Origin of the sequence: Amycolatopsis sp. lyj-90, assembly GCF_046549035.1 — a bacterium.
Classification (GTDB): Bacteria; Actinomycetota; Actinomycetes; order Mycobacteriales; family Pseudonocardiaceae; genus Amycolatopsis.
In genome coordinates, this window is record NZ_JAJPWP010000013.1 from 288,438 (window position 1) to 308,629 (window position 20,192).

Consider the following 20,192-nt stretch of genomic DNA (forward strand, 5'->3'; position numbering starts at 1 on the left):
TCTTTCCTCAATTCTTGCAGGTCGGCGGCTGGCACATGATCTTGCTCAGCGCCTGGTAGAAGACGTCCGAGATCTTCCGGGGATCGGGGGTGGTGAACGAATCCCCGCCGGTGGCGGTGGACACCTGCCGCAGTTCGGACGCGTCGATGTCGGGTCCGATGCCGATCCCGATGACGGGCAACGGTTTCCGCGGGTCCTGGAGCTTCCCCAGCTCTTCCAGCAACCGCGGCAGCCCGATCGTCTCGCTGTCTTCGTTACGCCCGTCGGTGAGGACGACGACCAGGTTGATCCGGCCGGGTTTCCAGTTCTGCCTGGCGTTCTGGTACGCGGCCAGGATCGAATCGTAGAGGCCGGTCGCCCCGCCGGCTTTCGGCCGCACCGCCTGAAGCTGCCCGACACCGCCCGAAGTCGTCTGTTCCGCGATCGTCCTCATCGGCAACAGGACGCGGTAGTCCTTGTCACCGTCCAATTTGGTCGAGAACAGCCACAACCCCAGTTCCGTGGTGGGTTTGAACAGCCCGAGTCCCTGCGTTGCGGCCTGCAGGGTGAGTTCCATCCGGCTCTTCCCCGCGCCCGGCACGGCGGCGGCCATCGAACCGGAGACGTCGAGCAGCACCTGGACCCGGGCGCTCAGGTTCGTCCCCGCCCAGGCCTGCAGTGCGGCGTACATCTCCGTCACGGGCGGAGCACCGGGCGGCTGGGGCGCCGGATCGGTCCGGCTGTCCTGCGCCCGCGGGACGGTGAACTGGCCGCCGGGCGCGCGGAATCCCTCGTTGGCGAAGGTCGCGCCCGCCATCGGATCGAGCAGCAGCCGCAGAAAGCGTTCCGCCGCTCCCCTCGACGCCTCCGACGCCTTGGGCAGGACGACGTACGGGTAATCGAACCCCTGCACCGGGACACCGGGGTAGGCCGCCACCAGATTCCGGGTGAGGACGGCCTGTTCGGTCACCGGGAAGGCGGCCGGGAACTGGCCGGGAGCCGGGTTCAGCTTCCGCATGACGGCGGTGAAGGCCGCGGCGGGATCGGGTGCCTTCTCGGTCAGCTTCCGCAGGCCGAGCAGGGTGGCGATGCCCAGCGGATCGCGGGCCGGGTCCGGCATCCCGACCGGGGAACCGTCGAGGATCTCCTGCCAGGCGGGGGTTCTCCCCGGCCAGCCGAACCGCCGCGCGGTTTCGTCGGGAAGTCCCAGTACCACCGGGGAATTCGCCACCGACTGACCGGATTCCGGCAGGTTCCACGCGCCGGCGTCCCTGGCCTGCGACAACATCGTGCTCGACTCGGGGATCCAGACGTCGGGGCCGCCGGAGGTGGTGGTCCCGAGCAGGTCGGCCGTCGTGGCCGACTCGCTCGCCGTCACGGTGACACTGAAGCATTCTTCCTGCGGCACGGTCGCCGCGAGCCGTGTGAGCACCGGCGCGACATCGGGCGCGGCGGTGATCGCGACCGGCGTCAGCGCGTCACAACCGTTGCCCGCCAAGCGGGCCCGCAGATAGTCCACTCCCCACCAGGCACCGAGCGCGATCACCAGCAACAGGCTCAAGACGACGACGGGCGCGGTGACACGCCGCCCACGCCTCGGGCCTACCTGCATGCGCATGCCTCCGAGGTGCGGGGTGAGGACCTGGGATGTTGCCCAATCCGCCCGCGTACGTCAACTCTCGGGTAACTTAGCGCCGCGCCACTGCGGCAGATGGCCTAACCGAAGTACCGGCCCGCCCCGATGTGGGCGCCGACGGACTGCCACCAGCCCGCGTCGCCGGTCGAGTCGATCCCGTCCGCGATCACCGTCGCGCCCGCCATGTTCGCGGTCTCGATGAGGTTCCGCAGCGAACGTCCGGCCAGCGGTTCCGTCCGCCGCTCCGCGAGCCGGGGAGCGATCCGGACCGTCCGCACGGGCACGTCCACGAGACAGACGACGTCACCGGCCGCGCCGAAGTCCTGCAGTTCGGGGTCCACCCCGATCTCGGCGAGGAGATGCAGGTTGTCCACGGTCTCCCCGAGTTCGGCGAGCACAGCACCGGCGGGGAAGCCCAGCCGCAGCCGTGACGGCCCGAGTCCGGTCGCGGCGAGCACGCTCCGCACCGATCCGACGAGATCCGGATCCGCGGCCTGGTGCGGGGTCAGTCCCACGACCATCGGGAGCCTGTCGTCCGACTCCTCGCACGCGGTGCGGATGAGCCATTCGCCGAGCGGCACGATGAGGCCGGTCTCGTCGGCGAAGCGGACGCACGTGTCGTGACCGATCCGGCCGTGGCGGGGATGGTTCCACGCGAGTCTCGCCTCGATACCCGCGGGCCTGTTGTCCGCCAGCCAGGTCAGCGGCCGGAAACCGACCTCGAGCTCGCCGGTCTCCCAGGCACCCGCCATGGAGACGGCCAGGCTGAACTCGTGCCGCTCCCGGGTGTCGAGGGCGGAGTCGGACAGCGCCCACTGCCGGTAGCCGTTGGACTGCGCCCGGCGCAGTGTCATGTCGGAGACGCGCAGCAGTTCGGTCGGCGCGATGTCCCTCGGCGGCCGGTGCACGACCCCGACGCACGCCGAGACCGCGACCCCGCTCCCGCCTTCGAGGTAGACCGGTTCGGAGAGTTCCTGGTTGATCATGCCGATGACGGTGGCGACGTCCGGGCTGGCGGCGGTGTTCTGGATGAGGATGCCGAACTCGTCACCGCCGAGCCTGGCGACGAGCGCGTTCTCGCCGCCCACGACGGTCCGCAGCTTCGCGGCGACGTTCTTCAGCAGGTCGTCGCTCTGTTTCTGGCCGAGCCCGCCCGCGATCAGGGAGAACCCGTCGAGGTCGAGGTGGTAGACCGTGACGCCGAAGGCCGGATCGGCGTGCCGCAGCGCCTTCTCCAGCCGGGTGCCGAAGAACTGCCGGTTCGGCAGGCCGGTCAGCGGATCGTGCAGGGCTTGACGGCTCAGCTGACGCTGGAGCAGGGAGACGTCGGTGTCGCCGTCGACCAGCGTGATCAACTGCTGGGCCTCGCCCGCCGGGTCGCGGATGACAGCGCCGGTGAAGCCGGCCCAGGTCGGCTCTTCGTCTTCGGTCACGAGTCTTCGTGACAGTTCGAGCCGCTGGCTCTCGCCTTCGAGCAGCTTCCGGTAACCCTCTCGCAGGCCGCCGGCGTCTTCCGGGTGGACCAGGTCGTAGAGGTTGAGCCCGATCAGATCCGCGACGGGCCGGTTCAGCATCTCGGCGAACTTCGGGTTCACCCGCTGGACGCGGCCGTCCACCCTGGTGACGGCCACGCCGGTCGCCGAACCGGTGAACAACTGCTCGAAGCGCGCCTGCGCGAGCGCCAGTTCACGCCGGGTCTCGCGTTCGAGCGTGACCAGCGTGCGGCTCAGATCCTCTTGCTGGGTCTGGATGCTCTCGCGCAAAGCCTCGCCGTAGCCGGACGCGAGCGCGCCGAGCACCTGCAACACCCGTTCGGGGAGCGACTTCACGCTCCGCAACTCCGGTTCGTGCAAGAGCCCCTTGCCGAGTACCTCCATCGTGCGACGCAGGCTGTCCGGCCCGACGCATCTGAGCGCGACGAGCCGCGCGCCGGCTTCGGTGGCCTGCGCGGGCTCGGCGTCGTCACTCAGCACCGCCGCGTACACGTCGTCCAGCAGCGCGGTGAAATGCTCTTCGATCTGGGCGTGGGTATACGGAAGATACGCCGTGCTCGTGACCAGGTACGCCCACTTGCGCACAAGGGTCGCCCGGGTCGGCGCGGCGTTCTTCCGCTTCGGCGAAGCGGAAGACGAGCTTCTTTTCGAGGCGTCCGGCGATACGGAGAACTCGTCGCCGTCCGGAAGTGGGGCAGTCACGTCCGCCGGTCCTGGGGTCGTTTTCGTATTCCGCGGTGGAGAAACATCCTCCACGATTCTCTGGCCATACTCACGGTTTACCGGTCACCCAATCGGGTGGTAACCCTACGGTACTGCAACACCGACCTTGTCCCTAAGCCATCCGCGCGTGGCGTCCCGGTACTCGGACGCGTTGCGATGCAACGCCAACGAATGTCCGGCACCGGGCAGAACATACGTGGAAAGTTCGGCCTCGGGCCGGTAATACGGCGCTTCCGCCGGTCGCAGCGTCGCGCCGCTCGAACAGTTCCGGAGCGCGAACAGGCCACAGAACAGGATGTCCTTCTGCCCGACCGCCTGCAGAACCGGTACGCGGATCGCCTTTGTCGCGGGCAGCACGATGCCGAACACGGCGACGGTTCCCATTCCCGGGACCGAAACCTGGTCCTTGGTCGCTTCATCGGCCGCGATGACACCCGGGTCGGTATTTTCCGTCGCGTAGAACAGCCCGGCGCGCGCTCCCGGTTTCGTCGTGAAATAGAGCGGATCGCTGCCGAGCGAACCGAGCCGGTCGTCCGCGAACGCGGGCTGCAGCCCGAAAAGCACGCCGAGCGTCAACGCGGGCACCGACGGCAGATGTGTCATCCCGGTGAGGATCACGCCGTCCACGTCCTGATACGTCGACGCCTCGGCCGCGACGATGCCCGAACCGACCGAATGCCCGACGATCACGACCTTCTCGAACGGCGTGCCGCCGACCCGGCCCGCGCGCAGGTGGCCGATCACCTCGTGCATCGATCGCGCCAGCACCGGCAGCAGGAGCGGAAGGCTGAGCGGTTTGCTGCTCCCGCCCGAACCGAGCTGATCCGCGGCGAAGGTCGCGTAACCGTGCTTGGCCATGTCGCGCTGGTACGAGTAGCGATCCGGGTCGTAGGGCAGGTCCCAGTAGGCGCTGTTGTAGGTGCCGCCGTGCACCAGGAGCTGGACCGCGTCGGGCACCGGGCCGTCGGGCAGGCAGAACCGGCCGTGCACCGTGGCGGGCTCGCCGAGCGGGCCGGTGACCGGCAGGTCCAGGTCGGAACAACGGATCTCGACGGCCGCGGCCGGGGCGGCGACCAGGAAACCACCGAGGAGCACGCAGCAGGCAGCCACCGCCGTGGCCAGTTTGAGCGGCATTCTCACAGAATCCTCTCCGGAATCGGAACGCTCGGAAGGAGCACGAACCCTACACCTGGTAGTCGGACGCTCACCGTCAGCCCGAGGTTCGCGGCAGCACGGTCATCGGTAATCGGTTCGGCTGCATCGTCGCTTTGATCTTGGGGAAGACCTTCACCCCTGGTACCGGCACCAGCCGCCACCGCGCGCCGATCGTCGCCGCGACCAACGCGATCTCGGTGGGAGCGAACTGGTGGCCGGGACACAGCCGGGGCCCGGCGCCGAACGGGATGAACGCGCCCTTCGGCAGCGAGGCCGCTCGATCCGGCTCCCAGCGGTCCGGGTCGAAACTGCCGGGCTCGGGGAACCAGCGCGGATCGCGGTGCAGCGTGTGCTGGCTGACCGCGACTTCGGTACCGGCCGGAAGGCGCACGCCACCGAGTTCGACGTCTTCCCGCGCGCGCCGCATCAGGATCACCGGCGGGGTCCGGCGCACGACCTCGTTGATGATCCGCTGCGTGTAGACCAGGCGCGGCAGGTGGTCGAACCGCGCGGGTCCGCCCGCGAGCACCTCGTCCACCTCGGCGTGGAAGCGGCGCTCGACGTCCGGCCGCGCGCCGATCTCGTGGAAGAACCACGCCAGCGCGACGGCGGTGGTCTCGGCGCCGGTGGTGAGGATCGTGATGACCTCGTCCTCCACCTGACGGTCGGTCATCTTCTCGCCGGTCTCGTCGTCCTTGGCCAGCAACAACATCGAGAGCAGGTCACCCTGATCCCCGCCCTGCTCGCGGGCTTTGAGGACGGCGTCGCCGATGACCCGTCTCAGGCGCGCGGCCGCGGCGTCGAACTCGCGGTTCGCCGGGATCGGCAGCCGCTCCACGAACTTCGGCGAAAAGGCCCTGACCATGACGTACTTCAACATGATCGGGATCGACCGCTGGATTTCGGCGAGCGCGTCGTCGCCGAGTTCGGTGGAGAACAGCGTGCGCCCGGAGATGGTCAGCGCGAGATCCTGCATCCGCTGGTCGAATTCCACCACCTCGCCCGGTTTCCACGAGTCGGCAAGCTCTACAGCGATTTTCGTCATCGTCGTCTCGGCGTAGAGCGCGATGCGGCTTCGCTGGAAGGCGGGCAGCATCATCCGCCGTTGCCGCTGGTTGAAGGCACCGTTGGAAGTCGCGAGCCCGTCACCGAAAAGCGGCCGCATTTTGTCGAACACGATGCCTTTGTCGAACTTCGCCGCGTCGACGGCGAGCAGCCGCCAGGCCAGTTCCGGTGTGGTGACCAGGTAGACCGGCATCGGGCCGAAGTCGAGGCGGACGACGTCGCCGTGCGATCGCAGTGACGACAGCAGTTTCAGCGGGTCGCGGAGCATCGGCACGGTGTGCCCCAGCAGCGGCCACCGGCCTGGTGCGACAGCGACGTCCGGAGGTGGTGCCATCGTGCTCGTCTCCCCGGTGCTCGGACGCTGAACCCGGCAACCCTAGGACCGCCGGGTCACGAACGGGGTTCCGCGGCCGCACATCCACACGATCGGACGATGGCAGCCCGGCCCCGGCGGCCCGCTAGACTCCTGTGCCCCAACGGATTCCCAACGGAACGGCGGCGACGACGGTGACTTCCAACCTGAGCTGGGTCCCTCCCGAGGTCGACACGACCGTGCCGAATCCCGCCCGGGTCTACGACTACTGGCTCAACGGCGACCACAACTTCCAGGCCGACCGGGTGCTGGGCGAACAGATCCTGCAGATCATGCCGGGGATCCGCGACGCGGCCCGGCTCAACCGCGCCTTCCTGCGCCGCGCCGCGCTGCACATGGTGGACGCGGGCGTGCGGCAGTTCCTCGACATCGGCTCCGGGATCCCGACCGTCGGGAACCTCCACGAGATCGTCCAGCAGATCGACCCGTCCTGCCGGGTGGTCTACGTCGACCGGGAATCGGTCGCCGTGGCGCACGCCAAACTGCTGCTGCGCGGCAACGACCGGTGCGCGGCGATCCAGGCCGACCTGCGCGACGCCAACGACATCCTCGACGCGCCCGAAACGCGGGAACTGCTGGACCTCGACCAGCCGATCGGCCTGTTCATGTTGCTGCTCCTGCATTTCGTGCCGGACTCCTGGGACCCGAACGCGATCCTGGCCCGCTACCGGGACCGCCTCGCCCCCGGCAGCTTCCTCGCCATCTCGCACGTCGCCGCCGACGCGGACTCGAGCGGCCTCGACGAGGCCATCGAGGCGTACAAGAGCACCCAGAACGACCCCATTCCCCGGACCCACGACCAGGTGGAGGCGTTCTTCGCCGGTTTCGACCTCATCGAGCCCGGCGTCGTCGGCTGCGCGATGTGGAACCCCCAAGGCGCCGGCGACATGTCCGACGACCCGGAGATCAACTCGCTCCCGTACGCCGGCGTGGGCCGGAAACCCTGACTCTCTCCCCTCACCCGCTCCCGCTCCCGCTCCGCTCCCTACTCGCGCGCGCTATGAAAGGCCCGCTACTTGCAAATTTTGCAAGTAACGGGCCTTTCATAGCACTCCCCCCACGCCCCCCGCTCCCCCGATCAGGGCAGTACGTCGGTCACGGTGTCCTTGATGACCTGCCACTTGCCGTGCTCGCGGACCAGCGTCAGGCTGATCGTGTAGTGCCGGTCGATGTTCTGCGACGGCACCTTGTAGTACGCGTCGAGGATCGCGAAGCCCATCGTGCAGTTCTCGACGACGGTGTGGGTCACCGTCCACGGCATGCTGTACTCGTACGGCAGCTTGAACTGCACGTCGACCACGGGCTGCACGTTGGCGTCGTAGCCGATGAACAGCTGCCCCTTGCGCCCGACGGTGACCATGTTCTGGTGGATGATCGCCCGGTAACGGGCCTCGTCGCGTTTGTTGTAGCTGTCCATGTCCTCCCAGACGGCGCGGTCGAACGAGCGCTGGCAGGACCGCCGCTCGCTCTCCGCCTGCTGCTCGCCCGCGGTCGCCGCGGCGGGCACGCCGATTCCCGCCGCCGCCACGACCAGCCCGGCCAACGCCGCGTAATACCGCTTGCGCATAGGGTTCTCCTCATCACGTCCGGTACTTCGTCCACCGGAAGGTTCGCCGGGTGGCGCATCACAGCTGCATCACTTCCGCACCGGCGCGGGCACGGGGCCGGTTAACCTCGCGGGAGGGGGTGCGATGGAGTTCCGGATCCTGGGGCCGGTGCAGTGCCGGATCGGCGCACGGCCGCTGAAACTGGCGGGTTCGCGGCAGGAGCGGATCCTGGCCGCGCTGCTGCTCGGTGCCGATCGCGTCGTCTCGGTTTCACGGCTGGTGGACGTCGTCTGGGACGAGGATCCTCCCGCGACGGCCGTCCGCCAGATCCGCAACCTCACCACCGCGCTGAAGCGTGCTCTCGTCGCCGAGGGTGCCACCGAAGACATCCTGACCGCCGAAGGGCCCGGCTTCGTCCTGCGCCCGCGTACCTTCGACCTGCGCTCGTTCGAGGAGCACGTCTCACGCGGCGAGTTCCGGGAGGCGCTCGGATGCTGGCACGGTCCCGCTCTGTCCGGTGTGGACAGTACGGCACTACGCGGTGAAGCCGACGAACTCGACGAACGGCGTCTGTCCGTTGTGGAGCGTTGCCTCGACGAGGACATCTCCGCCGGGGAAGACTCCGTCGCGGAATTGACGGCGCTGGTCGCCGAGCACCCTCTCCGGGAGCCGTTCGCCGGGCTGCTCATGCGCGCGCTGCACCAGCAGGGCAGGCAGGCCGACGCGCTGAACGTCTACCGGCAGACGCAGTCACGGCTGGTGGACGAACTCGGGATCGATCCCGGCCCGAAGTTGCGCGAACTCTACGAGCGGATCCTCCGCGACGAGCCGGAGTACGGCAAGGTCCGCTGCTTCCTTCCTTACGACGTCCCGGATTTCACCGGCCGGGAGGAAGAGATCCGTCGTCTCCTCGACGCCGTCCGGCTCGGCCGCCCGGTCGCCGTCGACGGGATGGCCGGGGCCGGGAAGACCTCGTTCGCCGTCCACGCCGCGCATCGGCTCGCCGCCGATTTCCCCGACGGGCAACTGTTCGTGGACCTGCACGGCCACTCCCCCACCCGCGAACCACTCGCACCCGAGGCCGCGCTCGAAGCCCTCCTCGGACAGCTGGACGTCCCGGCGAGCCGTCTCCCCGGCGGCGTGGACCGGCGCGCCGAACTGTGGCGGACCAGGACGGCGGGCCGGTCGCTGCTCGTGGTGCTCGACAACGCCGCGACCGCCGAGCAGGTGCGGCCGCTCCTTCCCGGTTCGGCGACGGTCGCCCTCGTGGTCACCGGCAGGCGGCGGCTGGCCGCCGTCGACGGTGCCGCGTCGATCAGTCTCGAAGTCCTGCCGGACGAACAGGCGGGCGCCCTGTTCGCGGCGGCGTCGGGGAGACCGGACTCGGGCGTCGCCGCGTTGTGCGGCAACCTGCCGCTGGCGATCAGGATCGCGGCCGCCCGGTTGCAGAACCGTCCACAGTGGACCGTGGAAACCCTCGCCGAACGGCTGGGCTCCGAACACGACAGGCTGGCCGAACTGAAGGTCGCCGGACGCGACGTGGCCGCGGCGTTCGCACTGTCCTATCAGGAACTCGACGACGCGCAACAGCGGATGTTCCGGCTGCTGGGGCGGAATCCCGGCGCCGACATCGGTGTGCCCGCCGCGGCCGCGCTGGCCGGTACCGGCGAGCGCGAAGCCGAACGCCTGCTGGAAGAGCTGCTCGACGCCCACCTGCTCAGGCAACCGTCGCTGGGCCGGTACTCGTTCCACGACCTGATCGCCGAACACGCCCGCAACGCCGCGCGCGACGAGGAATCCGTTCCGGCGCTGGGCAGGCTGCTCGATCACTACCGCGAAGGCGGCGGACCCGCCTGGTACGCGACGGAACGGGCCAACCTGGTCGCGGTGACCGCCCACGCCCTCGGCACCGGTCACGACGACCACGCCTGGCGGATCGCCGAGAGCACCGCGGTACAGCTCCGGGAGAGCGGGCACCTCGACGAACTGCTCGCCGTGGCGCGAACCGGTATCGCCGCCGCCCGCCGGATCGGCGACCCTCGGGCGATCCAGCTGAGCCTGGCGAGCCTCACCCTGGCCTTGTGGGAGAACGGCCTGCTCACCGAGGGGATGGCCTGCGCCCTGGAGCGGCTGGATGTCGTCCGCGCGTCCGGCGACCGTGAGACCGAGGCGATCGCCCTGTCCAAAGCGGGCGCCCTGCACAGCATGCTCGGCAACTACCCCGAGGCGATGCGGTTCTATCGCGACGGCCTCGCCGTCGTGGACGAAACCGTCGACCTCGAAGCCGCCGCCACGCTCTGGACCAACCTCAGCAACGCGCAGGAGATCCTCGGCCACCTGGACGACGCGCTGGCCTCCTCCCGGCGATCGGTGGCGTTGCGCGAGGATCCCCGCGGCATGATCCTGAGTTCGGCCCAGCTGGGCCTGGTCCTCGCCCGGCTCGGCCGGTTCGAGGAGGCTTTCGAGGTCACCGGGCGTTCGATCACCGCCTCGCAGGACCTCGGCTACCTGTTCGGCGAGGCGTGGAGCCGGATCGACCACGCCGACGCCCTGCTGCTCGCCCACCGGCCCCGTGAAGCGCGCGAGCAGGCCGGACGCGCGTGCGCCATCCTCGCCCGGCTCAACCATCCGCTGCTGCTGACCATGGCGGCCAACAGCCTGGGCACCGCCTGCCTCGCGCTCGGAGAGGTGACGGTGGCCCTCGGGCGGCACCGCCTCGCACTCGAAACCGCGAGACGGATCGGCTATCGCCTCCAAGAGGCCCGCGCGCTGACCGGACTCGGGCAAACCCGTGCCGCACGGGAGCTTTACGCCGCGATGGGCCTGTCCCCCGAGCCGGTGAAGGCCGTCACCTGAGGAAGTCGGTGAGCAGCCCGCGCAGAGCGTCCGGCTGGTGGAGGACGCCGTGGTCCTGACCCTCGACGGTGGCGTGCCTCGCTCCGGGGACCGCGTCCGCGACGGCGCGGGCGCCGGCCCGCATCCAGGCGTCGCTCTCCCCGCCGCCCATCACCAGCGTCGGCACGGAGATCTTGGCCAGCCTGTCGGCGGGAAGGACGTTGCCGGGGCCGCACAGCGCCAGGTCGTAAGGCAGCGTGTGGGCGAGGCCGGTGAACCAGGCCCAGAACGGGTCGTCCCGCATCCCCTTGACCACCTCGGCCGGGGTGCCCGTCCCCTCGACCAGGAAGAGTTCGGCAGCGCCGTCGCGGTCGCCGTCGGCGATCAGGGCCCGGACGCGGTCGAAGAGGTCGGCCGCGGGCCTCGGACGGCTGTCGTCGACGACGTACGGCGGCTCGTAGGCGGCGAGGCCGGTCATGGCGACGCCTCGGGCGGCGGCCTCCAGCCCCAGCACGGCTCCCGACGAGTGCCCGAAAACCGCCGCCGAGCCGCCCACCCGGTCGATCACCGCGGCGAGATCCTCGACCTCGCGCTCTACCGAGTAGACGGCGCCCGCTCCGCTGTCGCCCCGCCCTCGCCGGTCGTAGGCGATCACGGTGAAGTCCGGGGCCAGCGTCGCGGCCAGGCCGGCGACCGTCGTCCGGTCGTTGAACGCGCCGCCGGCCAGGACGACCGGCGTGCCCTCACCGGTGCGCTCGAAGGCGATCAGGGTGCCGTCGGCCGAGGTCACGGTCTCGAACGAGGTGGTCATCAGGTCCTCCACGGGGTCGCTTGACTGTAGCTTCGTCCCGGGGTCGGAGCCGATGACCACCGCTCGACATCACTTCCGGAGACTTCCGAAGAACCCCCGGAGCTCGGCCACCACGTCGTCCGGGACGGCCATCGCGACCATGTGGCTGGGACTCTCGTGATCCGCCCAGCGCACGAGGTCGTTCTTGCGGGAGGCGATCTTGCGCAGTGCGGACGGCCCGCCGTGCGACACGCCGGTCGGTACCACGGTCTGGTCGATCGGCATCGCGGCTGCGCCCTCGTAGTACGGCCACAGCGAAGTGCCGCCGGTCGCGGTCAGCCAGTACAGCGTCGCGTTGGTGAGCAGCAGATCGCGGTCGATCGGCTCGGCGGGCGCCGCGCCTTCGGGCCAGCCGTCGAACTCCTTGAACCGTTCGACCAGGTAGGCCAGTTGGGCGACCGGCGAGTCGAGGAACCCGAAGCTCAAGGTCTGCGGCCTGTTCGTCAGGTACGGCGCATAACCGCTGCCGCCCGCGAAACGCTCCATCAGCCCCGCCAGCTCGGCCTGGTCCTGTTCCGTGAGCCCTTCGAAATCGGCCGGATCGCCCATCGGCACACCTAGTCCGGACGTGATGTGCGAGCCGATGACGTGCTCGGGCGCGTGCACCGCCAGGCAGGGCGTCACCAGCGCGCCGGCGTCGTTCCCGTGTGCGCCATAGCGTTCGTAGCCGAGACGGCTCATCAGCTCCGCCCAGGTCCGCGCCACCCGCGCGATGTCCCACGGCCTCTCGTCCGCCGGTTCCGGGAACGGCGAGAAACCGAAGCCGGGCAGGGACGGCGCGACGACGTGGAACGCCCGCGAGGGGTCGAGGCCGTGAGCTCGCGGGTCGGTCAGCGGGCCGACGACCTCCAGGAACTCGGCGATCGAATTCGGCCAGCTGTGCGTCATGATCAGCGGGATCGCGTCCGGTTCCGGGGAGCGGACGTGGAGGAAGTGCACCCGCTGGCCGTCGATCTCGATGACGTACTGCGGGAAGTCGTTGAGCCGCTTCTCCCACGCGCGCCAGTCGTAGCCGTCTCGCCAGTACTCGGCCAGCTCCTTGAGGTAGGAGACCGGCACTCCCCGGCTCCACTCGGCACCGGGCAGCGCCGACGGCCAGCGGGTGCGGGCCAGCCGGTCGGTCAGGTCGTCCAGCTCGGACTGCGGGATGTCGATGCGGAACTGCTCGATGTCGGTCATGAAGTGACCGTAGGAGCCATTTAGGCCAGTTATTGACCTAAATGGCCCTCGCGCCTACTAGATACGGACGACCTGAGTGGCACCGAAAGTGCCCTTCACCGGCACCTCGACGGTCTTGCGCCGCACCGTCACCTTGATGACGTCCTGCCGCTGCGTCGGATCCGCAACGGCCAACTGCCAGCCCTTGTTCCCCCGTCCCAGCGCCACCGCCGCCGGACCGGACACCGACACCTCGTCGACCGAACCCGCCGCGAAGAAGTTCGCCAGCAGCGTCGCGTCCCACAGCCGGACGGCCTGCACAGTCTCGGTGTTGGACCGCACACGCCACGCCCAGGCCGTCGCGATCGTCTCCAGCACCGACGCGGTGGGCAGGACGGCGTAGGCGTAGCTCGCGCCCGAAGGCTTGGCGCCGTGCTCGATCACGAGCTTCTGATAACGCCGGGTGTAGGGCACGGTGGTGCCCTTGGTGTTGGCGCCCTTGTCGACGTCGCGCCAGGTCCCCGTCCGGTCCTCACGCAGCGCCGTGACCTCCGCGTCGTCGAGCAGGATGTACCCGCCGACCTTCTCCAGGTGAAGCCATCGCTTGCGCCGCAACGATTCCGAGCCGCCGACCAACCGGCCGTCGGCCAGCAGGACACCCGAGCCGTTCTCGCCGAGGTTGCGGTTCTCGATCGTGGTGCGGACCCGCTCACCGGAAGTGTCGGTGATCCCGGCGCCGAGGCAGACCACTCCCGAAGGTGTGAAGAACCAGGATTTCTTCGCGGTCAGCGTGCCGTCCTGCGAGACGAAGTCAAGCGCGTGCGCGCCGTGCCGCGCGTCCCAGCGGACGCCGCCGCTGTAGTCCTTGCTCGTCAGCGGCACCTGTTCCAGCGTCGGCGGCAGGCCGGTCTTGGTCGTCGTGCCGGGCAGCAGCAGCGGGTCGACGGTCGGCCAGTAGGCGTCGGTGAAGTGTCCCTTGGCCTTGGGCAGGAAGAGATACAGCGAACCGTCGCCGGTGTACCAGCCGTGCAGGTTCATCGAGTTGACCGACTCGTACCGCGAGATCCGCGTCGAAGCGACGCCGAGCGAGGCCGACCAGCCTTCGGTGACGTGCACCATCCGGTCCTGCTGGCCGAACACGCGGTGCGTCGCGACCGTCCGCGTCGGCCGGATCTCGGTCGCCAGCAACTCCTGCGCGAATTCGATGCCGGGGATGCCGACGAGATCCGGACCGGGCGCGAACCGCTCGGGGTCGGGGATCTTCAGGTACGGCGCGAAAGTGTCCTCGGTGATCCATTTCGCGGCGAGCCCGCCGAGTTCTTCCTTGCGCTTCCCGCTCGCCGACCGCGCCAGCAGCACGACCGCGCCGGTGAGCTGATGTCCGATGTCGTGCGCGGATTCCCCTTGCCGGGACAGGAACCGGCCGCGGACCGACTCCATCAGCGCGCCCGCGTAGACGAACGGCGCGAACGTGTCGGAGACCAGCGCGTACGCCGCCTCGCGCACGTCGGCGGCCAGTGCGAACTCCGTGCCCTTGGTGACGTGGATGGCGGACGCGACGGCGGTGAGCAGCACGATCCCGTAGTGCCCGGGATACGGCACCGAATCGTGCTGGATGAAGGAGCCGTCGGTGTGGAAGCCGTCGCCTGCCGCGCGGCTGAGTTTGGCGATGACGCTCGCCACTCCCCCGCCTTCGGCGTCGGTGAACGCCCCGACACCGCGCTTGATCCGTTCGGTGTCGCCCAGCATCGCGCCGGAGACGATGGAGATCGTCGACTTGTCCGCGCGGTTGGCGCCGGTCTCGACGACGCCCGGGTTGTTCGTGCGGAGGTTCGGGTTGCCGGAGAACTTCAGCACCGGCTTCAGGTACTTGGCGAGCTCGTCCTGGGTCAGCTCGTCGGCGACCGTCGCGAGGATGTGCAGCAGGTAGAGCGGGATGCCGATCTCGTAGGTGTACCAGTTGCCGATCTCGGCGGTCTTCTCGCTGTACTGATCGCTGGTGTACAACAGTTCCAGCGCCGCCTTGAGCCTGCCGAGCACGGCCGGGTCGCCCGCCAGCGCGCCGCCGGGAGTGCCCCAGTTGACCGCGATCGCGCGAAGCCGCGCGTACATCGACGTCGTGAACTCGCTGCCAGGGCCGAGCGGTAGGTCCTTCCACAGTGGACCCCCGCCGGGTGTCATACTGTCGTAGTAGGACTTCGCGACCCTGTCCAGGTTCGCCAGCGCGGCGGCGCGTTCCGCCGACGGCCGGTTGATCCCGGTCTGCAGTTCGCGGTAGCCGGTCACGATGGACGACGTGCCCACCTGAACCGAAGACGCGGCCTGGGCCGACGAAGGGCTTGCGAGAGCGGTCGTGAGCGCGACCGAGGCGGCCGCTGCCGCACCTGAACGCAGGGCGGTTCTCCTGTCGACGTAACCGAATCCGGGCATGACGAGGCCTCCCAAGGGGTCGAAAGACAGCAACTAGGGGCGGCGGCGGATGCTGGGCCTCGTGAGTGGTAAGGGCGGTTCTAACCGTCCTTACCACTCACGAGGATCTCTAGCGTTTCCCGTCGGTCCTGCGGGGCAGGTCCCACGGGTTGTTCTCCTGCAACGGTTCCGGCAGCAGCGCGTCGGGGAAGCCCTGCCAGGCGATCGGCCGCAGGAACCGCTCGATCGCGGCGGTGCCGACCGAGGTGCTGGTCGGCGCGGTGGTCGCCGGGTAGGGACCACCGTGTTCCTGTGCCCAGGTGACCGTGACGCCGGTCGGCCAGTCGTTCCACAGCAGGCGTCCTGCGACACGGGTCAGCGACGGGAGCACCGGGCGAATCCAGTCCACATCGGACTCTTCGCCCTGGATGGTCGCGGTGAGCCCGGGTTCCATCACACCGAGCAGGCTGATCAGCTCGTCCTGATCGGCGTAGGTGACGATCAGCGACGCGGGCCCGAAGCATTCCTCGCGGACCGTTTCGGCGTCGGCCAGGAAGTCCTTGGCCGTGGTGGCGAGCAGGGTCGCGCCGTGCGAGATCCCTTCCGCGCCACCGGACTCGGACAGCACCTCGACCCCCGCGACCTCGGTCAGCTTCGCGAGTCCGTCGGCGAAGCCGGCCGCGATGCGCTCGTTGAGCATCGGCTGCGCGGGGATCGTCGCGACGGCCTCGCGCAGCGTGTCTTCGAGCCCGTGCCCCTCCGGGAGGAACAGCAGTCCCGGCTTGGTGCAGAACTGCCCGGCACCGAGGGTGAACGACCCCGCGTACGCCTTGGCGATCGCCTCGCCGCGCGTGTCGATCGCGGTCTGGGTCACGACGACGGGGTTGACGCTGCCGAGTTCGCCGTAGAACGGGATCGGCGACGGCCTCGAGGTCGCGATGTCGAACAGCGCGCGCCCGCCCGGCACCGAACCGGTGAAGGACGCCGCCTGGATCCGCGGGTCCTTCAGCGCCGCCACGCCGTTCTGCTGGCCGTAGACGACCGCGAAGATCCCTTCCGGCGCACCGGCCTCGACCAGTGCCTCCCGCAGGACCTCGCCGGTGCGGGCCGACAGCTCCGGATGCCCGGAGTGCGCCTTGAGCACGACCGGGCACCCGGCGGCCAGCGCCGACGCGGTGTCACCGCCCGCGACGCTGAACGCGAACGGGAAGTTGCTGGCGGCGAACACCAGCACCGGGCCGATCGGGGTGAGCAGCCGCCGGATGTCCGGCCTCGGCCCCATCGGCCACGCGGCGTCCGCGTGGTCGACCGTGGCGCCGAGGAACGAGCCGTCGGCCAGCACCTCACCGAACAGGCGCAGCTGGAACGTCGTGCGCTTCAGCTCGCCCTGCAGTCGCGGGGAGGCCGGGAGGTGTGTCTCCTGGTTCGCCAGCGCGATCAGCTCGTCGGCGGACGCGTCGAGGGCGTCCGCCGCCGCGTTCAGCCAGCCTGCCCGCTGGGCCGGGGTCGCGGCCGCCGCCGTGCCTGCCGCATCGGCGGCGGCCGCGAGGATCTGTTCGAGCGTGGCGGAATCCGTTGCCTGGCTCATGATTTCTTGCTTCTCCTAGAGTTCTTGCGCGGCGCTGACGGCGGCGATGAGATCCGCCCAGCGCCCCGGGCCGGCGAGGCCGAGGTGGTACAGGTGCAGTTCGGTGGCGCCTGCCTTGCCGAGTTCGGTGGTGTAGGCCTCGATGTCGGGCACCGGGCTCGCCGCCACCGCGGTGATGTAGCTGCCGACGGCGACCTTGCGCGGCAGTTTCGCCCGCGCCGTCGCGACGGACTCCCGGCTGGCGTGCCCGGGTACCCAGTTCTGCAGGACCACCGCGTCGACGTCTTCGGGGACCGACGGTGTCAGCCCCGGCAGCGCTCCGGTGACCCACGGGTCCATCGCGCCGTGCAGCACGATCCTGGGGCCGGACGGGATCTTCGCGAGCACTTCACGCCGGAGGGCGTCCGTCGCCTTCTGCCGTGTGTCGAGCAGGACCTGCCGCAGGGTGGGCAGGATCTTGTCCTCGGTGGCACGGAGGTCACCGGAGTCGATCAGCCGCCGGACCTCGGCACGCAGCTTGCCCAGCGCCTTCGCCGGATCCTTGCCCGCCTCGGCCCAGGATTCGAGACACGCGTCGCAGCAGCAGACCGACAGCAACCGCGCCACGGCCGGCGACCAGACCCCGTCGGTCTTCTCGTGCTGATGCTGGTGGATGGCGCCGAGCGGACCGCACGCCTCCAGGATGACCGAGGCGAAGTCGAGCCCCGCGAGGCTCTCGGCGACCACGTTCGCCGCGTACTCGCGGACCTCCTGCTGCCCGGGGCATAGCGCCCACGGATACCGCTCGCCGAAGCAGTTGCGCACGGTGAAATCGGGGAATTCCGTGCCCAGCTGCGAGTTGTGCGTCAGCACGAGCCACGCCGCGGCCGGGATCCCCGCCTCGTTCAGCAGCCGGACGGCGTCGCCCGCGCTGTCGCGGCTCTCCACCCAGTCCGGTTCGGCGGGCTTCAGCTCACCCCAGGCCTCGTCGCGCACCGGCCGGTACAGCGCCGCGTGGCGCGCGACGACCGAGGTGCGCTCCGGCGACCAGGGCGTCGCCGCGCGGGCGCTGTGGTACGACACCGCGACGGCGACCTCGTCGACGCCGAGTTCCCGTACGCGCTCGACGAACCCGGGATCGTCGACGACGTCCCAGGGGTAGGCGTATCCGGTGACCTTCACCCCGTCACCACCGCGCCGTGTTCGGTTCGAAGTCTCCGACGAACTTCCGCATATAGGTCACGTCATCCCGTTTGGTCTGTCCACTTCGGACATAGTCTTCATGGGCCCGCGCCAGCGCGTCGGGGTCGAGTTCGACCCCGAGCCCCGGCTTGTCGGGCACCGCGACCGCACCGTCGGCGAACTCCAGCGCACCCGGGGCGATGACGTCGGCCGTCTTCCACGGCCAGTGGGTGTCGCAGGCGTAGGTCAGGTGCGGCGTCGCCGCGGCCACGTGCACCATAGCGGCCAGACTGATCCCGAGATGACTGTTCGAATGCATGGAAAGCCCCACGCCGAAGCATTCCGCCGTGATCGAGAGGGCCTGCGTGTCCCGCAGGCCGCCCCAGTAGTGATGATCCGAAAGTATTACGCCGACCGCTCGCTGCCGGAAGGCGGGCTCGATGTCCGCGAAGCGCACGACGCACATGTTCGTGGCCAGCGGCATGCTCGCCCGCTCGGCGACCCGCGCCATGCCCTCGATGCCCGGTGTCGGGTCTTCGAGGTACTCCAGGACACCGTCGAGTTCTTCGGCGACCCGGATCCCGGTCTCAGGAGTCCAAGCCGCGTTCGGGTCGATGCGGAGCGGGTGGTCCGGGAACGCCTCGTCGAGCGCGCGGATGCCGTCCATCTCCTGGTCCGGGTCGAAGGCGCCGCCCTTGAGCTTGATGGAGCGGAAGCCGTACTCCTCGACCATGCGGCGCGCCTCGCCGACGAGCGCCTCCGGCGTGGTCACCTCGCCCCACGAATCCTCGTCGGCACCGATGTGGGCACCGAACTTGTAGAACAGGTAGGCGGAGAAGTCGACCTTGTCGCGCGCCTTGCCGCCGAGCAGGTCCACCACCGGCCTGCCGAGGTAGTGGCCCTGCGCGTCGAGCGCGGCGACCTCGAACAGCGAGTACACGCTGGCGACCGTCTTGCTGACGGAGAATCCGCCGGTGAGCCCGTGAGCGTCGGCGAAGACGACCTCGCCGAGGGTGGTGGCGACCTTCCGGCGGAGGCCGGGCAGGTCGAACACGTCCTGTCCCTTGAGTTCCGGCAGCACCTTCCGGACCTGTTCGAGGAACGCGAGGTCACCGTAGGACTCGCCGAGGCCGACCACGCCGTCTTCGCAGATCAGCTGGACGACACCGCGCAGCGCGAAGGGCTCGTGCACGCCCATCGCGTTGAGCAGCGGCGGGTCGGCGAAGGCGACCGGGGTCAGGACGACGTCGAGAACCTTCATCTTCAGGCACCGGTCCCGACGGACTCGAGGACGGCGAAGCCGTCGTCGACGATCTTCTCCAGCCGCGCGATCTGGTCCGCGGTGGGCTCGACCAGCGGCGGCCGGACCGAGCCGACCTTGTCACCGCGCGACCGCGCGGCGGCCTTGACCAGCGACACGGCGAAGCCCTGTCCCTCGTCCCGCAGCGCGACCAGCGGGAGGTAGAACCCGGCGAGCAACGCCTCCATGACGGCGTCGTCGTTCTCCGCGAGCGCGCGGTGGAAGCGGGCCGCGATCTCGGGGGCGAAGCAGTGCACGGCCGAGGAGTACCGCGCCACGCCGATCGCCGCATAGGCGCGCGCGGAGACCTCGGCGGTGGGAAGACCGTTGAAGAACAGGAACTCCCGGGCGCGGTCGGTATCGACCGAGCGGATCGTGGTGATGATCCGGCTCATCAGCTCGACATCGCCGAAGCCGTCCTTGAGGCCGACCACCGACGGGATGTCGAGCAGTTCCACGGCGGAACCCGGGGTGAACACACCGGTGGAACGGTGGTAGACGATCACCGGGATCGAGGAATCGCCGACGGCGTACCGCACGTGGTCGACCAGCCCGGAAGGCGGACCGGTCACCAGGTACGGCGGCAGGAGGAGGACGCCGTCCGCGCCGCCCGCCTCCGCCGCCGCGATCCCGGCACGGGCCGACGCCGCACCGCCGCCCGCCCCGACCCACACGGGTATGCGCCCGGAAACGACCTCACGAGCCTTACGCAGGATCGCTGCGTGCTCGTCCGGGGACAGCGAGCTGAATTCGCCCGTACCGCAGGCGACGAACAGCGCGCCGGCTCCGGCGGCCACATGGCTCTCGACGTTTTCCGCGAACGCGTCGAGGTTGAGTTCCAGGCCCTCGGTGAAGGGGGTCAGGGGGAACGCCAGTAGGCCGTCGAGCTCGATCTTGGTCTGTGCCATGGATTTCTCTTT

General features: G+C 69.6%; 14 protein-coding genes. 2 read left to right on the top strand and 12 right to left on the bottom strand.

What is annotated here, in order from left to right; all coding sequences use genetic code 11:
• Window positions 1-7 precede the first annotated feature (7 nt).
• The 4 genes from ACLJPX_RS38940 to ACLJPX_RS38955 form a co-directional block, all read right to left on the bottom strand.
• Window positions 8-1,597, bottom strand: a complete 1,590-nt coding sequence (locus tag ACLJPX_RS38940) for a substrate-binding and VWA domain-containing protein (RefSeq protein ID WP_410605271.1) — start codon at window positions 1,595-1,597, stop codon at window positions 8-10.
• A gap of 98 nt (window positions 1,598-1,695) precedes the next feature.
• Complete coding sequence (locus ACLJPX_RS38945; protein ID WP_410605272.1) at window positions 1,696-3,810, bottom strand: EAL domain-containing protein; 2,115 nt, start codon at window positions 3,808-3,810, stop codon at window positions 1,696-1,698.
• Between the two features lie 105 nt (window positions 3,811-3,915).
• Complete coding sequence (locus ACLJPX_RS38950; RefSeq protein ID WP_410605273.1) at window positions 3,916-4,965, bottom strand: alpha/beta hydrolase; 1,050 nt, start codon at window positions 4,963-4,965, stop codon at window positions 3,916-3,918.
• A gap of 76 nt (window positions 4,966-5,041) precedes the next feature.
• Window positions 5,042-6,385, bottom strand: a complete 1,344-nt coding sequence (locus ACLJPX_RS38955; protein ID WP_410605274.1) for a cytochrome P450 — start codon at window positions 6,383-6,385, stop codon at window positions 5,042-5,044.
• 173 nt (window positions 6,386-6,558) lie between these two features.
• Here ACLJPX_RS38955 and ACLJPX_RS38960 point away from each other — a divergent pair, with 173 nt between their 5' ends.
• Window positions 6,559-7,371 carry an SAM-dependent methyltransferase gene (locus ACLJPX_RS38960; RefSeq protein WP_410605275.1) on the top strand — a complete coding sequence of 271 codons (813 nt, stop codon included), beginning with the start codon at window positions 6,559-6,561 and terminating at the stop codon, window positions 7,369-7,371.
• Window positions 7,372-7,502: 131 nt separating this feature from the next.
• Here ACLJPX_RS38960 and ACLJPX_RS38965 read toward each other — a convergent pair whose 3' ends face one another.
• On the bottom strand, window positions 7,503-7,991 hold the full coding sequence (locus ACLJPX_RS38965; protein ID WP_101608705.1) for a hypothetical protein: 489 nt from the start codon (window positions 7,989-7,991) through the stop codon (window positions 7,503-7,505).
• Between the two features lie 124 nt (window positions 7,992-8,115).
• Between ACLJPX_RS38965 and ACLJPX_RS38970 the strand changes: the two genes are divergently transcribed.
• A complete protein-coding gene (locus ACLJPX_RS38970) occupies window positions 8,116-10,827 on the top strand; it encodes a BTAD domain-containing putative transcriptional regulator (RefSeq protein ID WP_410605276.1) in 2,712 nt (903 codons plus the stop codon).
• Here ACLJPX_RS38970 and ACLJPX_RS38975 read toward each other — a convergent pair.
• From ACLJPX_RS38975 to ACLJPX_RS39005, 7 genes are all read right to left on the bottom strand, one after another.
• Window positions 10,820-11,617, bottom strand: a complete 798-nt coding sequence (locus tag ACLJPX_RS38975; RefSeq protein ID WP_410605277.1) for an alpha/beta fold hydrolase — start codon at window positions 11,615-11,617, stop codon at window positions 10,820-10,822. The genes ACLJPX_RS38970 and ACLJPX_RS38975 overlap by 8 nt on opposite strands.
• A 69-nt stretch (window positions 11,618-11,686) precedes the next feature.
• Window positions 11,687-12,835, bottom strand: a complete 1,149-nt coding sequence (locus ACLJPX_RS38980; protein WP_410605278.1) for an epoxide hydrolase family protein — start codon at window positions 12,833-12,835, stop codon at window positions 11,687-11,689.
• Between the two features lie 57 nt (window positions 12,836-12,892).
• Window positions 12,893-15,244, bottom strand: coding sequence for a polysaccharide lyase 8 family protein (locus tag ACLJPX_RS38985; RefSeq protein ID WP_410605279.1), 2,352 nt, complete (start codon window positions 15,242-15,244; stop codon window positions 12,893-12,895).
• A 109-nt stretch (window positions 15,245-15,353) separates the two neighbouring features.
• Window positions 15,354-16,811, bottom strand: a complete 1,458-nt coding sequence (locus ACLJPX_RS38990; protein WP_410605280.1) for an aldehyde dehydrogenase (NADP(+)) — start codon at window positions 16,809-16,811, stop codon at window positions 15,354-15,356.
• A gap of 15 nt (window positions 16,812-16,826) precedes the next feature.
• Window positions 16,827-17,972, bottom strand: coding sequence for a hypothetical protein (locus ACLJPX_RS38995; RefSeq protein WP_410605281.1), 1,146 nt, complete (start codon window positions 17,970-17,972; stop codon window positions 16,827-16,829).
• A 4-nt stretch (window positions 17,973-17,976) separates the two neighbouring features.
• The gene (locus tag ACLJPX_RS39000) at window positions 17,977-19,233 is read right to left on the bottom strand and encodes a glucarate dehydratase family protein (protein WP_410605282.1); all 1,257 of its coding nucleotides are present in this window, start codon (window positions 19,231-19,233) and stop codon (window positions 17,977-17,979) included.
• Between the two features lie 2 nt (window positions 19,234-19,235).
• Window positions 19,236-20,180 (bottom strand): 5-dehydro-4-deoxyglucarate dehydratase, encoded by a 945-nt coding sequence (locus ACLJPX_RS39005; protein ID WP_410605283.1) that lies wholly within the window; start codon window positions 20,178-20,180, stop codon window positions 19,236-19,238.
• Window positions 20,181-20,192: the final 12 nt, after the last annotated feature.